Below are 16,717 nucleotides of genomic sequence, written 5' to 3' on the forward strand. Positions count from 1 at the left end.
ATTTTATTCCAAATAAAGAATGAAACGGAAAAGAAATTCTAAGGTTTTTATATCGGTAAATTTTTTATCCTAAAAATTAAATCTAAGAGAAGTATTCACTAGAAAATTGGTATCTGAAACTTATATCTGTAAATTTAGAATAAGCACTTTTACTATAAATAATTCTTATAGAAGGATTAATATTATAAATAAAAGTTATTGTAGTTTTATTTTTTTTAGAACTTAAACAGATGAAGATGGAAAAACAAAATGGTTCAAATGGTGAACGAGGAACTAGTTTTGAAGTAAACGATTCAAGCAGGTGTCCATTTTTAAGTGGTATCCAAAACTTTAGTGCTGGTGGTGGTACTAGAAATACAGATTGGTGGCCAAACCAATTAAACATTAACATCCTACGACAACACTCATCATTATCTGACCCAATGGGTGAAGATTTTGACTATGCAAAAGAATTTCAATCTCTCGACCTTAAAACTGTAAAACAAGATCTTTACGACTTAATGACAGACTCGCAAGATTGGTGGCCTGCCGATTTTGGTCATTATGGTCCATTATTTATAAGAATGGCTTGGCACAGTGCCGGTACCTATAGAATTGGAGATGGTCGTGGAGGTGGAGGAGCTGGTTCTCAGCGTTTTGCTCCATTAAATAGCTGGCCAGACAATGCCAACCTAGACAAAGCAAGAAGATTGCTTTGGCCAATTAAACAAAAGTATGGTAAGAAAATTTCTTGGGCAGATTTAATGATTCTAGCAGGTAACTGCGCATTAGAATCTATGGATTTCAAAACTTTTGGTTTTGGTGGTGGTCGCGAAGACATTTGGGAGCCAGAAGAAGATATTTACTGGGGTTCTGAGGGTGAATGGTTAACTGACAAAAGATACTCTGGAGACAGAGATTTGGATGACCCACTTGCTGCTGTTGTAATGGGTTTGATCTATGTTGATCCTGAAGGTCCAAACGGAAATGGTGATCCTGTTTCTGCGGCTCAAGACATTCGCGAAACATTCGGGAGAATGGCCATGAACGATGAAGAAACTGTAGCCTTAATTGCAGGTGGACATAGTTTTGGTAAAACACATGGTGCAGGCGATGTAAAACATGTTGGTCCAGAACCAGAAGCAGCCGGTATTGAAGAGCAAGGCTTAGGCTGGACGAGTAGCTATGGTTCAGGTAAAGGCGGCGATACCATTACTGGTGGTCCAGAAGTAACTTGGACAAAAACTCCTACCAAGTGGAGCAATAATTTCTTCGAAAACCTTTTTGAATTTGACTGGGAATTAACAAAAAGCCCTGCCGGTGCAAAACAATGGGTGGCTAAAGGTGCTGGAAATATTATTCCTGATGCACATGACTCTTCAAAAAGTCATGCACCGACTATGCTAACCACTGACCTTTCGTTAAAATTCGATCCTGAGTACGAAAAAATCTCAAGAAGATTCTACGAAAATCCAGATGAGTTTGCTGATGCTTTTGCCAGAGCATGGTACAAACTTACTCACAGAGATATGGGACCAAAAAGCAGGTATCTTGGTCCAGAAGTTCCAGAAGAAGATTTAATCTGGCAAGATCCTTTACCATCAGTATCACATGAGCTAATTAGCGATGCAGATGCCGAAACATTGAAAGCAAAAATACTAAGCTCAGGTCTTTCTGTATCAGAATTAGTTTCAACTGCTTGGGCTTCTGCTTCTACTTACCGTGGTTCAGATAAAAGAGGTGGTGCCAATGGTGCTAGAGTTAGATTAGCTCCTCAAAAAGACTGGGAGGTAAACAATCCAGCTCAGTTAGACAAAGTATTGAAAAAACTAGAAGCAATCAAAACTGAGTTTAATGGCTCTGGCAAACAAGTTTCTATTGCCGATCTAATAGTTTTAGCAGGTTGTGCTGGTGTTGAAAAAGCAGCTAAAGATGCAGGTTTTGATGTAAAAGTACCTTTTACTCCTGGTAGAGTTGATGCCACACAAGAACAAACAGATGCTGAACAATTCGGTTATTTAGAGCCTGCAGCAGATGGATTCCGTAACTACAGAAAAACCAAATATTCAGTTTCAACTGAAGAATTATTGGTAGACCGCGCTCAACTGCTTACACTAACTCCTCCTGAGCTAACAGTACTTGTTGGTGGTTTACGTGTTTTAGATACTAATTTTGATAAGTCTAAGCATGGTGTATTTACAGACAAGCCAGAAACTTTAACCAACGATTTCTTCTTACACTTACTAGACATGAACACTGTTTGGAAAGCAACTTCAGAAGGGCAAGAAGTGTTTGAAGGTAAAGATCGTAAAACAGGTGAAGTAAAATGGACTGCAACTCGTGCCGATCTTATATTTGGTTCAAATTCAGAGCTACGTGCACTATCTGAAGTTTATGGATGCAGTGATTCTCAAGCGAAGTTTGTGAAAGATTTCGTAGCAGCATGGTCTAAAGTGATGGATCTTGATAGATTTGACATTGCATAATTAATAAATACAATATGGTAGATTCTTCAATTGAGAAGAATCTCCATACATTACATACCATACTTTACAAAAAAGCAAAGGTTTAGACATAGCTCTGGCCTTTGCTTAATTTTTTTTAAGCATAAATTTCACACAATTAATAATAAAAATCGACTATATAATCAAGTGTGAGCTTTGTTATTAAGTACAGCAAATCACTTAGACTCTAGTGGCTCAGCATCTGAGATTTGCATTGGATATAATTCACGAGCCTGATCTAACAGTTCTTTTTCTTCAGGATTTTTAATGTCCAAATTCTCATATTCTGCTAAACGTAAACCTAGAGAAGCCGCTCTCAATTCATTATAACTCAACTTTAACTCATCCAAAACTTTTAAATAAGTATCGTAAGTTGTTCCCCTATCTGTTCTTATAGAAACCACCGCTTTTAAAGGAGAATCTGATAAATGGGCATTTGCTCCATTATTATCGATAAACTTTTTAGTTCTATCTTTTAATTGATCAAACTTTATCAACTCATTTTTTGCCAGAATTTCATCTTTAGAATTAACCAGAATGGCAAATACATTTCTCTGGTTCAATTCTACTGACTCATTATTCTTAATCGGAAGCTTCATTAAGATACCCTTATCATTAACAATTGTGGTTGTTACCAGAAAAAATATTAGTAACAAAAAGGCAATATCTGCCATAGAGCCTGCATTTACTGCAACCTGGTCTTTTTGCAAGTAACCCATAGTAAAAAATTTTAGCTTGATTTTACCTATATAATCAAGAAGTGAAAAAAGGATACATATTTCTACCAAAAAAATAGTGCTTGAATTTAAAAATATGTAGCACTTTAAGCTAATAGATCTCAATGCTAAAATATGTTTAATTGTAGCAATTAATCTAAGTACCTCTGAACCATTACTTATCCATATTGTTAGGTAAACTAATTAGTTTAGTTAATTAATTGAAAATGGATTATTTATTAATTGAATCTTTGAGAAGTAGTATTTCAGGACTTCATAAAACATTAAGAAAGAGCTTTACAGATGGTAACTCTTTCTCTTTAACAGAACTAGAAACAATTGGGCTTATCTATCGGAATGAGCAAATTCTTCCATCTGAACTAGCTGCTAAAACTAAAATTACTACACCGAGTATGTCTCAAATACTCAAGAAAATGGAAAAAATGGGGATTATCATTCGCACTCCATCAAAAGAAGATGGACGCAAGGTTTATATATCTCTGAGTGAAGAAGGACAGCAAATAGTAGACAAAGCAAAATACCGCAAAGACGAAATGCTGAAACATTTACTAGAAAGTAAATTATCTGCGGAAGAAATAAATCTTTTAGCACAAGCAATACCGATTTTAAAAAAACTAAATACCTAAAGAAATAACACAGCTATGAATAAGCTTAATGCTTCAACTGCAATTTTAGTGATGGATATGCAAAACACAATATTGGGTAACTATACTAAACTCGATTTGGAAACAATAATCCAAAATGTAAAACAATGCATAAACAAAGCTAAAGAAGAACTAATTACCATTATTTATGTGGTACTTGGTTTTAGGAAGGGCTTTCCCGAAGTCAATAAAGATAATAAGATGTTTTCTGCTTTTAAAGAAAATTTCAAGCATTTAGAAACTTCAGAAATATCGAAAATCCATCCTGAAATTGCCCCAAATCCAGAAGATATTATTGTGAAAAAACACAGAGTTAGCGCTTTTTCAGGAAGTGATTTAGAGATGATTTTAAGAGCAGCAAATATTAATCACCTCGTATTAACAGGAGTTGCAACTAGCGGAGTTGTATTATCAACCTTTGCAGAAGCATTTGACAAAGACTACAGTTTAACAGTAATTTCTGATGCTTGTACAGATCGAGATGATGACGTGCATAAAATATTAACTGAAAAAGTTTTTCCAAGAAGAGCCGAAGTTGTGACCACAGAAGAATGGATAAAATAATTTATGAACACAAGAGCACAAAATATATTTAAAGCACTCAAATCTCCCAATTATAGAATATTTATTACAGGTCAGGCTATTTCGAGAATAGGCACTTGGATGGAGCGTACCGGGGTTAGCTGGGTGGTGTATGAAATGACGCATTCCACTTTCATACTTGGCCTTACTGTATTTGCTTCGCAGTTTCCATCATTTATGTTTTCTTTATATGGTGGAATCATATCAGACAGATACAACAGACACAAAGTGGTATTATATACACAAATAGCGTCCATGGTGCAGGCGACTATTTTAGCGGTGTTAGTTTTAATGGGAGATACAGAAATATGGCATATACTGGTGCTGATTACCATACTTGGGGTTATCAACGCTTTTGATATTCCCGCTAGACAATCACTGGTGCATCAGCTAATTGAAGACCCAGATGATTTACCAAATGCAGTTGCTCTCAACTCTTCGGTTGTAAATATAGCCAGATTAGTTGGCCCTGCCCTATCTGGTGTAATACTGAGCACGCTCGGAGCAGGTATCTGTTTCTCCATAAATGCATTAAGTTATTTAGCCGTAATTGTTTCTTTGCTATTTTTAAAACTTAAACCTCAAATTATTAAGCCGAAAAAGCAAAGCAATCTAGTTGAAATAAAAGAAGGATTTAATTATCTCAAATCTAATCAAATACTTGCTCCAATCACGCTTTACATTGCTGTAGTAAGTTTCTTGATTTTGCCATATAATACCTTGCTACCAGAATTTGCCAAAGAGATTTTTCATGGAGATGCACAAACATACGGATACATTAATAGTAGCATTGGTTTCGGAGCATTGTTAGGCACCTTTTTTCTTGCAAGTATAAAAAGTGAATCTAAACAGCGAATGGTTTTACTCTTAAATTCATTTTTATTAGGATTGAGTTTAATTGCTTTTTCATTTATCAATTATTTACCAGTAGCACTGCTAATATCAGTAATTGCCGGATTTAGCGGATTAACACAATCTACCATTTGCTTAACCATAATTCAGACTCGCTCAGACCCAGATATGCGAGGTAGAATGATTAGCTTGTTTGCTATGGCGATGTTTGGAATGCTTCCACTTGGTAGTTTACTAGTTGGAACAATCTCACATAATTTAGGAAGTTCGCATACTATTTTATTTGAAGGAATATTGGCCATCGTAGTTTCAATTGTATTTGCTAAATACTTGATTACGAAAAACATCAACCGAGAAACTATAGTCAACAAGATGAAGGAAAAGGTGAATAGCTTCTGATGATAGCTAGCTAATTTTCAGAACCTTAAATTCATATACATAAAAAGACAGTGAGCGAATTCACTGCCTTTTTTATTTATCAATTTTTTTAAATGATACAAAGCAACCATTATTAAAAACTAATCATCTAGCTGATAAAAAATAGCTCTAACCTTGATATAATATGAAATTCGTAATCACCATTTTAATTTTTAGCTTAACAATCCACTTTTTATCTGCACAAAATGAAGAACAGTTAATTCAAAAAGCGATTGAAAAGCATGGTGAAAAATTTATCAAGAACAAAAATATAAGCTCAGTATCTATAGGTGTATACAAGAATGACAAAACCTATACAACTCATTTCGGAGAACTAGAAAAAGGTGCTAGAAACTCTCCTAACAATAAAACAATCTACGAAATCGCTTCTGTCACAAAAACAATGACTGGTTATTTAGTTGCAAAAGCCATTTTGGAAGAAAAGCTAAAACTAGAAGATGATATTAGAGACTATTTGAAAGACGATTATCCCAATTTAGCTTTTGAGAACAATCCAATTACTATTCAACATTTACTGACACATACAGGTAGCCTTCCTCCATTTTTGCCTTTAGAAATGAATGGTGTATTTGATAAGTTTGATGAGATTGTTCCATTCAAAGTTGACAGCATTGAAAGTAAGTATAGCAAAGATCAATTTCTTGCAGATTTACATGAAGTTGTAATTGCTAATAAACCGGGCACTCAATATTCTTATTCCAATGTTGGTGCTGAAATCTTAGGTTATATTCTTGAAAATATCTATCAAAAAAGCATTGATAAGCTGATGCAAGAAAGCTTTTTAGAAGCCTACAATATGACCAACACAGCAATTCATCTAAATAGTGAGCAAAAAGAAAGATTGACAAAAGGATATTGGATGAGTAATGAAATTCCATCTCCTAATCAAAAAAATAAGCTTTGGGCTACTGGCAGTGGAGTAAAATCTACTTTACCAGACTTATTAGATTACATAAAAATGCAATTAGACGAATCGGATGCTATTGCAAAGGAAAGCCATCGTATACTTTACGATAATGGAAACACATTAAAACTTGCCTACTTTTGGAGAGTATGGCAAGATAAATACGGCACTTCTTTTAATCATCATGGTGGAACAAGTGGCATGCAAAACTGGCTTTATATATTCCCTAAATACAATCTGGGAATTTCAATTATTACCAACCAAAGCGGACCCAAAACTCCCAAATTGCTGAGTAAAACTGTAAAGAAAATATTGAAGGATGTTGTGGAGTGATTTGAGTAAATTTAGCATTTTGTTTTCATAGCCATTTCAACCGCTTTTTGTGCATTTATTCGCCCAAAACCGAAATATTCTGAGTGACCATTTGTGTCATAATTGGCATTATTAAGATCGATTTTATCTGCAGTTTCTATAATAATCCTTTTTACTTCTGAAGAGCTTAAATCAGGATTGACTGATAGAACCAAGGCTACTAAACCAGCAACTAATGCTGTTGAACAAGATGTTCCTCCAATTTTATACAGTTGGTGCTGCTCATTTGAATCTGTATATTGAGGGACATTAATTTCTTTTCCTGGAAAACCATAAGAAGGAGCACAAACAGTTAACTCTTTCCCATAATTGCTAAAACTGGCTCGCCTATCTAAACTATTAGATGCACCTACTGCAATTACATCTGGATATATTGCAAAACCATGATGTGAAGCATGTCCATCTTTATTTCCATTTATAGGTCTGTTCTCATTACCTGCAGCAAAGATTATTATACAACCTTTCTTATTTCGCCTACCTTCAGTTGAGACTTTATGAAGCAACGCTTTTAGCTTAGTGGATAATGGGAAGTTCCATGCAGAAGTAGACCAACTACAACTAATTACATCAGCAAAATTATCCATCGCATATTGGAGCATTTCGATGTAAATATTATCCGATAACCAAGTAGGCATACTCAAAGGCATTAGCGAACATTTAGGTGCTAAACCTACCATTCCTTGCCCATTCTCTTCTGCTACAGCTAATAATGCACATGCCGTTCCATGTGTAATATCTTTCTTAGATTTAGCACTACCAAATTCTTTTGCTGCAACTATCTTATCCATTGCAACTAAATCTGGATGGGATAGATTAAAACCATTATCTATGATGCAAACTCTAACAGATCGAACACCTTTGGTGAACTTCCAAGCTCCTTCTGCTTTTACATCTGCTCCTGCTTTTAAACTATATGTACCTCCCGAATTATTTAAGTACCACTGATCTTTATAAAGCGTATCAGACGGAATATAATTCAGTGAAACTTGAGTGCTTAAATCTGGTTCAGCAATTTTAATTTCTTTATGTTTTCGTAATTCTGAGACAATTTTTAAAGGATTTCTTTTCGAAAATGATGTTAAGCGAACAGTATAAGACCTCGGCAAATAACTAATTTGCTCAATCACTTCTAAACCAAACTTATTAAAAATTTGAAATCTCAGAACACAAGAAGTGCCATCTTTAAATTGAACAGTAATTGTATCTAGTGGTAAAACTTTTTCACCTGATATCATATCTGAATTATACAAATGCGAAATAACTTCATTGCCTCTGGCCTGTCTCAATTCTTCCATAAGGTAATCCAGGTTTTCAGAATTATTTACTGGTACTATCCGGATATCATTAGAATACTTACCTCCATCTCTTAAAAAAACAGCAAAGCAATCAGATACTTTATATAAAGTAACCATTTCTCCTCCTATAAGAAGTTTTGTGGCCTCCATATCTGATTGCTTTATTATGATTTAAAGTTTAAAATTTATACCTCAGCTTCCTCAGCCACTGGTACTGCAGCATCAGGAGTGAGCACTTCGGCATACATCAAAATATCTTTTATTGTACTAATTTTTACATCCATTCCATTATCTGGTAATAGAATTCCATCTGATTCTATATTTGCATCATTTGTATTGTTAAAATAGCTATTAAAATCTCCTTTAACAAGTCCAGTAATGGTTTCTCCTACCAATTTACTGCCTACATAACCTAAAGTATTGCCGTCTTTTTGAACTTTAGCTTCTTGTAAAATATAAAACCAGAGAGGCGTCATCTTAACAAAATCAGAATCTTGCATTACAGTTGTTTGTTCCTCACTTAAGCCTTCTACCAATTGACTTTCAGTTAAAGGGTCTATCCTCATAGCTTCTGCAATTGCCTGACCTGTAGGAATGCTTAATAAATAACCTCTCAATAGATTTCGCTGAGTAAGACTTGCCAATACAGATGGTGGCGGTGGAGTACCTGCAATTTTACTTAAATCGAACAAGCCTTTAGCTATAAATGGATCAATCTTTCTAGCTAAATTAGCTGGATTTTCACCTACAAAATTTGCCCAGTCTACTACCACATCTACTCGAATATTACCTGTTGTCGGATCAATTAAATTAGCAGCTGGATCTAATATTTTCATTATATTCATGGTTGTCGCATCATTTAACACATAAGATGGACGAATCATAGAGTGCCCGAACCTGAAAGCTGAAACTGAAAACTCCAAAGGCATATAAGGGAAACTGGAATTGTAGAAAAATGGTCCATTTCTAAGAACATCATTTACAACATCTGGATCACAAACGGTTGGCAAATAATCATTTAACACTACATATTGATAAGCCCATCTACATAACTGTCTGGCTCGACTATAAGCATCAGCATTACTCAGTCCTGAGTGATCTAAGTTATCGTTGATTTTATTGAACATTTTGAGAAAAGTAGCATGCAACTGACTGACGATTAAGTTTTCATCATTTCTCGCATCTGCGATTATTGCTTTAAAATCTTTTTTCTTATCTCTCTTAAGATCAAGAAAATTTCCTGGACCATCTACTAAAAATAAATTGAGACTTCTGTTATCAAATAACTTATCTGCCTGGCAAGTATACTTTGAGCTAAAACTAGGACCTTCGCCAAAAACACTGTCTAAATCTAGCTTTGGTCTTCTACCATTTCTTAAGTTTTGTACAATATCAAGCGGATTAAGCGGATAAATATCTGGACCATCTCCAATACTACTATAGGTAGTATTTCTATCTGTTCTAGCAGTAATATCGTGATCGATAAACTGTCCTAAATAAGTATAAATAGATGGAATGGTTGAATTTCTTTCAGCAAAATCTTCTTCAGAAATTTCTTGGTCTGCCATTACAGTACCAAGCCTTCTTAAATAGTGAACAGTTCTTGGACCAGTAGGTAAAAGATGCGAACCATTTCTATTTAAAAAATTAAACATATAGCCAAAATCTGATTCATACAGTATTTCGGAATCATCTTGTACATCTACAAAATGTGATACGTTCTGCAACATAGTTTACACAGTTAAAGGTTAAAAAGTGATATGCTAATAGAAGTAATGCTTAGAAGATCTTGACAATATCGTACTAGGCTGACTCTAAATTGAATCAGATAAATACATATCCGTATAAGGTTTTTCTTTAAAGTTTTAATAAACTAAAAAGACTCAATTGAATCAAAATTCAATAAGAGGAAATGCTTTTAAATAATCGGCTGGTAATTAAATTTCAGGCTGGTACTAGTTTATTTTCAATTGCGATTCTAACTAAATGGGCTGTGTTTTTAGCATGGAGTTTACTTATAATATTCTTTCGGTGCGTCTCTACAGTATTAACTGCAATGTTTAATTTCTCCCCTATTTCTTTATTATAATCTCCGTTTACAATGTATATTAAAATTTGTTTTTCTCTTTTAGTTAAACAAACTTTTTGTTGTCTTTTCATTCTTCGGTTGCTCATACCTTCTATAACAGCACTCATTACATCCACACTAAAATGTGAGCCTTTTTGCAGTACCATTCTTATAGCATTGAGCAATTCTCTTTTACCTGTATTTTTTAGAATGTAACCATTTACACCTAGTTCTACCATTTTGGTAACAAAACCTTTGTCGTTATACATGGTTAAAACAACAATCTTAATATCTGGAAAATTGGTCTTTATATATTCTACAGACTCGATTCCATCCATTACAGGCATATTAATATCTAAAAGCACCATATCTACTTCGATAGATGTTATCATTTTGATAAGTTGCTTTCCATTACAAGCTTTGCCAACAACTTGCATATCCGCTTCACCTTCTATAAGAGATTCGATTCCATCTAAAATTACTTGATGGTCATCGGCGATTACTAGATTTACCATAGTGGATCATAAAGTTTATGTTTCTAAATTTAAAGGAATTTCGATAATAATTGAAGTTCCACTTCCTAAACCAGAATCAATACTAAGTTTACCTTTATGCTCTACTAATCTTGCCTCGATGTTTTTAAGCCCAATACCATTAGCAGCTAGCTGTGGATCAAACCCAACTCCATCGTCTTCTACAATTAAACTTAATGCTGTTGCTCGTTTAGTAATTTGAATTGATACTTCTCTTGCTTTTGCATGTTTTAAAATGTTTGCTAATAATTCTTGAACGATTCTATATAATGTTAATTCGAGTGTTGACTCCAATCTTCTTTTGACCCCAAACTCGAAAATTTCAATTTGTAAACTATTTGAACTCCTGATATTATCTGCCAAACTTTCTAAAGCTGGCACCAACCCAAATTTGTATAATACTCCAGAAGCAAGGTTGTGAGAAACATTTCTAACTTCATTACAAGCTTCATCTAAAATAGTATTTGCCTTATCATACTGCTCTTTAAAAGTGTCTGCCATTTCATTTAGTTTGTTATCAAAACTGCTGAAATGATATTTTACAGTAGATAGTAAGCAGCCAATTCTATCGTGTAAATCTTGTGCTACCCTCATCCGCTCAGTTTCTTGCCCCTTGAGCAATGCATTTAATACTTCTAGCTCTTGGGCTTTCATCAAATCTGAAATTCTCCGCTCATTAATTTCTTCTATTTTTAAAGCCAGTTCTTGACTTGCCCTCTTCTTAAATTGGTAATATTTTACTGCTGAAAAAGCGACGGCTATTACCATTAAACTAAAAAAGAAAGATGCATTTCTTTGGAACGCAACTATACTTGCTTGAGCTTCTACAAAGCTTTTCTCCATCTGTAGATGCTCTATTCTCTGTGCTTTTTTATCAGATTCATATTTCTCTATTAACTCAGCCTCACCTAAATGCTTTTGAATGGTAAATAAAGAATCTTTTAGGGATGTGTATCTTTTATAATAATTTAAGGCGAGTCCATCTTTCCCCAAGCCTTCGTAGGTAAGAGTTAAGTTTTGATATATTCTTTTTAACTCATTGGGATCGTTTGGATTGATATTTAAAGCATTGTAAAAATATTTTAATGCCTCATCAAAATTCCCTGATAAATAATAATCCTTACCTACATTAATATAAGATGATAATACCTTCGATTCTATTTTACTTTTTTCTCTTAAGCTCAAACTTTTATTGTGATACTCAAGAGATTTATCAAAATCATTAACATGTAAATAAGCGTTACCTAAATTATCATAAAAATCAGATAAAAAGACATCACTTATAGAAAATACATCTAAGCAATTATGAAATGTTTTAATTGCACTTTCATATAATCCCGAATCAAGTAAAATTATTCCTTTATTATATAAAGCATCTAGCATCATCGATGAATCTTCCTGATAAAGAAAGTTATTGAATGCTAAATGATTATAATGTAATGCATTTTGATAGTTATGCCTGAATTCAAATCTATTACTTAAATTCATATAAGAAACTCCCAAAGACTTATCATTTAGTCTTTCTTTTATTTCTATACTTTTAATAAGATATTCTATACTAAGTGAATATTTCCCCTCATAAAAATAAACATTACTAATATTATTATAAGTCTTTGCTATACCCAAACTATCATTAAGTTCTGTTTTAATTGCTAGACTATTGGTAAAGTATTTTTTTGCATTATCATAATCGCTAAGGTTTTTATACAAAACTGCTTTATTGTTATAAATTTTAGCTAAAAGAGTATCATTAGTGCCTGATAATGCAATAATAGCTGAATCATAATAAAGTAATGCTTCTCTAGGATTTAAACCATAACTTGTTATTAATCCAATTTGCTTATATGCAGTAGCCTTACCTTCATTATAATTGTATCTGTTTGATAACTTAAGAGCCTCTCTGGCATATTCCAAGGCTATTTTTTCATCTTTTTTTCTGTATTCCCATGCAAGATTATTTAGGCCATCAATTTTTAAGTAATCAGCTTTTGAGGAAACATTATGAGTTGTATTCCTATAAAAGCAGAAGATTATTAAAATACTGAAGCCTAAATAATACTTTATCATGATTTTAAATTTTATGATTATTATTCTTCATCATCACCATCTTTTGTATGAATAGATGAAGTACCATCATGACTTGCTGCTTCTATTTTATGCTCATCTTCATGATCGTGCTCATCTTCCTCATGATCGCCATGTTCTCCTTCTATAGTATTCAACCTTACCAATCCTTCAAACTCTTTTGGAATTTCAATAGTAGGTATAGAATAACTAGTCGGAACATCAGATGCTACTTCATTTAATTTTACACTTATGGCATAAATGCCATCCAATTGAGTCATTTTCGTTTCTTCTATAGACTTAATTTGCGTATCGTAAGATTTCAATACTGCTTCCAACATCATGGACTTATCCTTCTGCTTTTGTAGGTACATCATCGCTTTAATTCTTCGATTTGCATCAGGAGTATCATCATCATCACTATTTTCTGCAACATTTTCTATTGCTATTGAACCCTGCATTGATGGTATTCCTTCTAAAATAGAAGTGAGTCTAATTTTGGTTGCTTCTATATTTCCTAAATGCAACTCACTATGTTTTATCTTAATACTTCCTTCTAGAGAGTTTACCATGTTTGTAGAAACATATATCTCATACTCAAGTACTATTTCTTCATCATGAGTTTTGTCGTATTGAATCGCTTTTTTCCTGATCTTTTGAATACCATATTTTTCACTATCTAAATCTAATTTATAAAATAGTTCATAACCTGGTTCTCCTGATTCAATATCTTTTCTTTTTTGAAGTGAGATTAAAGTTTTAATTCGTGGATTGCCCATTTTTTTATATTTAAAAGTATTTGAAAATAAACTCTATACAAGGAGGTAGTTAGTGATAGTAGAATTTGCTTTAGCTAAAAAACAACTTCTTTTTAAAGTTGAGCTAAAGAAGCAAACAGTTGAAAAAATGAGTTTTACTTACAAATTAGATAAATGGAATTACTCAATTATTGTTAAGTTACTAACTTAGTATGAGTGTTACAACTATCTATTGCTAAAATTCAAATTTGTAATATTTTATTAATCATTTTTTTATATCTCTCTTCTCGTGTTATAGCATAAACCATTTGAAGGTTTTTATAACTTGAAGAAGCTTTTAACAAAATTGCACTTAATCTCTCATTACTAATTTGAGTTTGTTGCAATCGCTTAAATTCGTTTTCTCTTTTGCCCATTACAGGTATTGTACTAATCTGATCACCCAAATATGTATCCCACTTATGAGTTTGTAAATCAAAAAAAGAGATTTTACTATCTTCTGCAGCTCCAAAACTAGACACACCAATACCGAGAAAATCGGTTCTAATGCCAGGTCCATCTCCTATTGAGAAGTAGGCTGGCGTCACAAAGTTCGAAACTGATACACCTTCAATTGTGTAATTAGTTTGATCTACCGCACAGCAAGATCGATAAGCATGAAATACTGTTTTTAAATGATTAAACGGATCTGGTCCAGGTAAAAAAATATTGGCTAAGGGATCTATTATTAATTCTAAAACTTCATTTGATAAGTTGACAGACCAGTCCTCATTTTCTGTAAATACGAACCCAAAAGGTAGTTCACTCGCATTTAATGAATGATAACCCAAAACACTTGACAATGTACTCTCTTCAACCAAATACACCACATTTTCTGTTCTCACAGGATCGTATACTAAAGCCTTACTATCAGTTGGATAGTACGATGTAGGATGGAATTTTAAAATTTTACCACTTCCCCATATAGGCATAAAATGTTCTTTTATTTGTTTGTTTATGGCATTAATTACTTCTAAAACTTCCTGATCTAATATATGAGTAGTGAAATTGATAACAGAGATTGCCGGCAGCGTCATAGTCTAGTTAATTTAGTTAAATGTGTTAATCAAAGATATTTTGTTAGTCCACCAATACAATCAGTTCAATTTGGGATAAATAGCTCAATTTTAAATACCCAGAAACCTTGATTTTTTATTGATATGTTCATTTATTCTTGAACGAGATCAAATAATTGGTTAATTTGAGAATACAAACTCGTTATAAACTCCAAACTGATCGATTCAATAAAATTTTCTGTACTTTTTTTAAAAGCACAATGGATTTCTATTGCTCAATTTGAACAGTTGAGCTAGCACCTTCCTAATAAATTTGAAATGTTAAGCGACTGATTAACAGATAATATCTTTTACAATTAAGGTTCTAAACCTCCAAATCACTCATTTCTTCTACACAGATAAATCCAAGTTTTAGTCTGTCTGAAAATTGATTGCTAAAGGTTTTATTCTCATTAAACTCTTTAAATACTTTTTCCCATTTGGGCAACTCAGGATAGTATTCTTTAATTACTTCTGGTTTGCCATTGAGAATCGAATTGATTTTGCCCCAATGTGGTATACCTCCTTTATCAAGCATAATCTTTTGGTAATCGTATAAGAAATCATCTGAACCGGGAGTTCCGCAAACAAAAGGCACATCGATATAAGCGACTTGCTTGCCAAACTCTGGCGAAAGATATGCTTTTGATCGATTTACAAACCTTATTCCCATTGGTGAACTTTGGTAAAAACCTCTGGCTTGGTTGTACTCCACCAATTCAAACATTCTTTCGATAGCAGCTATAAAATTGTTTTTCCCAAAAGCTAAATCGAAGGCAAACTCACTATCGTAAGCCCTTACTTTTAAGTATTCAACTCCTTGGTAAAGCACTTTGTAACCTTTGTTTTCAAAGCTTTTATCTCTCAAAGATTTTAAAGAACTGTCTAGCAAACGGGGTAATTTAGATGGTTTTCGAACTATCTTTTTGCTAATTACTAAGAAAGAAAACGGCACTAATGGGAAGTTTCCGAAAATACTACTTAGCCAATTTCTCTTTCGATCATTAATGTTTCTTCTAGGCTTACTTTTTAAAAGTCTGTGCTTAACCACAATTACTGTATGATCGTCTTTATCAGTTTTGTAAGGGTTAATTTGCACCATTACACCTCGAATTGGTGTTTTTCCATCGTCCTCAAAAAAGATACTTCTATCTTCTAGTTTAGGCTTTATGTCTTTCCACTTATAGCATTCTTTCGTCTCTTTTAAATAATACATTTCTTCTATCTTCAATATGTAAGAATATATTACTCCAAAGCAGCCGAGATTTACCAATGCACTGTAAAACAGATCATCATCTTGCCTTAATTCTATTGCTATTTCATTATGCTTCTCTGGATCGGAGATGCCATTTGTAGGTTCAATTCTGATCTTCTTGCCATTTTTAGTCACCAACACCATCGACTGTACCAAACCGGGAAGTGATGGCAAATCGATACCTGTACCATGCGTACCCGTAGAAATAGCACCTGCCAAAGTTTGTTCATCGATGCCACCCATGTTGGTGATGCACAAATCGCGATCATCCATTTCGCAGTTAAACTTTTGGATAGTGATACCTGCTTCTACATGCACCAAAGTTTTATCTCTTTTCTCCTCTTTGATGAAATTGGGTAAATCTAAAACTCGATCTAACTTTTTTAAATCAACCAAATAATGATCGGGCATAGCAACATCAGAAAATGAATGCCCCGATCCTACTGCTTTAACTCTTCTGTTTTCTTTCTCTGCTTGCAAAATTACAGCGGCAATATCATTTATAGTTTCAGGTATCGTATAGTGTGGAATTATTTTACGATACTTCTTAATAGTGTTTTGCCAAAACCTATTTTTTTTAACCTTAACCATGTTATGATAAATTTTAAAGAATTAAAAAATCAGTATCGCTATGCCAA

General features: G+C 33.5%; 13 protein-coding genes. 5 read left to right on the forward strand and 8 right to left on the reverse strand.

Annotated elements, in window-relative coordinates:
- Nucleotides 1–236 precede the first annotated feature (236 nt).
- Nucleotides 237–2,465 carry a catalase/peroxidase HPI gene (katG, locus tag OQ292_RS22770; RefSeq protein WP_284686251.1) on the forward strand — a complete coding sequence of 743 codons (2,229 nt, stop codon included), beginning with the start codon at nt 237–239 and terminating at the stop codon, nt 2,463–2,465.
- 194 nt (nt 2,466–2,659) lie between these two features.
- Here katG and OQ292_RS22775 read toward each other — a convergent pair whose 3' ends face one another.
- Nucleotides 2,660–3,202, reverse strand: coding sequence for an ExbD/TolR family protein (locus tag OQ292_RS22775; protein ID WP_284686252.1), 543 nt, complete (start codon nt 3,200–3,202; stop codon nt 2,660–2,662).
- Nucleotides 3,203–3,426: 224 nt separating this feature from the next.
- Between OQ292_RS22775 and OQ292_RS22780 the strand changes: the two genes are divergently transcribed.
- The 4 genes from OQ292_RS22780 to OQ292_RS22795 all read left to right on the forward strand — a co-directional run bounded on the left by OQ292_RS22780 (nt 3,427) and on the right by OQ292_RS22795 (nt 6,973).
- Nucleotides 3,427–3,846 (forward strand): MarR family winged helix-turn-helix transcriptional regulator, encoded by a 420-nt coding sequence (locus OQ292_RS22780; RefSeq protein ID WP_284686253.1) that lies wholly within the window; start codon nt 3,427–3,429, stop codon nt 3,844–3,846.
- A 15-nt stretch (nt 3,847–3,861) separates the two neighbouring features.
- The gene (locus OQ292_RS22785) at nt 3,862–4,428 is read left to right on the forward strand and encodes a cysteine hydrolase family protein (protein WP_284686254.1); all 567 of its coding nucleotides are present in this window, start codon (nt 3,862–3,864) and stop codon (nt 4,426–4,428) included.
- Nucleotides 4,429–4,431: 3 nt separating this feature from the next.
- Nucleotides 4,432–5,697, forward strand: coding sequence for an MFS transporter (locus OQ292_RS22790; protein WP_284686255.1), 1,266 nt, complete (start codon nt 4,432–4,434; stop codon nt 5,695–5,697).
- Nucleotides 5,698–5,860: 163 nt separating this feature from the next.
- Entirely contained in the window at nt 5,861–6,973 is a 1,113-nt protein-coding gene (locus OQ292_RS22795; protein ID WP_284686256.1) for a serine hydrolase domain-containing protein, read from the forward strand.
- 11 nt (nt 6,974–6,984) lie between these two features.
- Here OQ292_RS22795 and OQ292_RS22800 read toward each other — a convergent pair whose 3' ends face one another.
- The 7 genes from OQ292_RS22800 to OQ292_RS22830 all read right to left on the reverse strand — a co-directional run bounded on the left by OQ292_RS22800 (nt 6,985) and on the right by OQ292_RS22830 (nt 16,670).
- A complete protein-coding gene (locus tag OQ292_RS22800) occupies nt 6,985–8,457 on the reverse strand; it encodes a S8 family serine peptidase (protein WP_284686257.1) in 1,473 nt (490 codons plus the stop codon).
- A gap of 35 nt (nt 8,458–8,492) precedes the next feature.
- Entirely contained in the window at nt 8,493–10,037 is a 1,545-nt protein-coding gene (locus tag OQ292_RS22805) for a peroxidase family protein (RefSeq protein ID WP_284686258.1), read from the reverse strand.
- Between the two features lie 214 nt (nt 10,038–10,251).
- A complete protein-coding gene (locus OQ292_RS22810) occupies nt 10,252–10,890 on the reverse strand; it encodes a response regulator (RefSeq protein WP_284686259.1) in 639 nt (212 codons plus the stop codon).
- A 15-nt stretch (nt 10,891–10,905) separates the two neighbouring features.
- Complete coding sequence (locus OQ292_RS22815; RefSeq protein WP_284686260.1) at nt 10,906–12,975, reverse strand: tetratricopeptide repeat-containing sensor histidine kinase; 2,070 nt, start codon at nt 12,973–12,975, stop codon at nt 10,906–10,908.
- Between the two features lie 20 nt (nt 12,976–12,995).
- The gene (locus tag OQ292_RS22820; RefSeq protein ID WP_284686261.1) at nt 12,996–13,751 is read right to left on the reverse strand and encodes a hypothetical protein; all 756 of its coding nucleotides are present in this window, start codon (nt 13,749–13,751) and stop codon (nt 12,996–12,998) included.
- Between the two features lie 221 nt (nt 13,752–13,972).
- On the reverse strand, nt 13,973–14,806 hold the full coding sequence (locus tag OQ292_RS22825) for a hypothetical protein (protein ID WP_284686262.1): 834 nt from the start codon (nt 14,804–14,806) through the stop codon (nt 13,973–13,975).
- A 343-nt stretch (nt 14,807–15,149) separates the two neighbouring features.
- Nucleotides 15,150–16,670 (reverse strand): FAD-binding protein, encoded by a 1,521-nt coding sequence (locus OQ292_RS22830; protein ID WP_284686263.1) that lies wholly within the window; start codon nt 16,668–16,670, stop codon nt 15,150–15,152.
- Nucleotides 16,671–16,717: the final 47 nt, after the last annotated feature.

Source organism: Chondrinema litorale, from assembly GCF_026250525.1.
GTDB lineage: Bacteria > Bacteroidota > Bacteroidia > Cytophagales > Flammeovirgaceae > Chondrinema > Chondrinema litorale.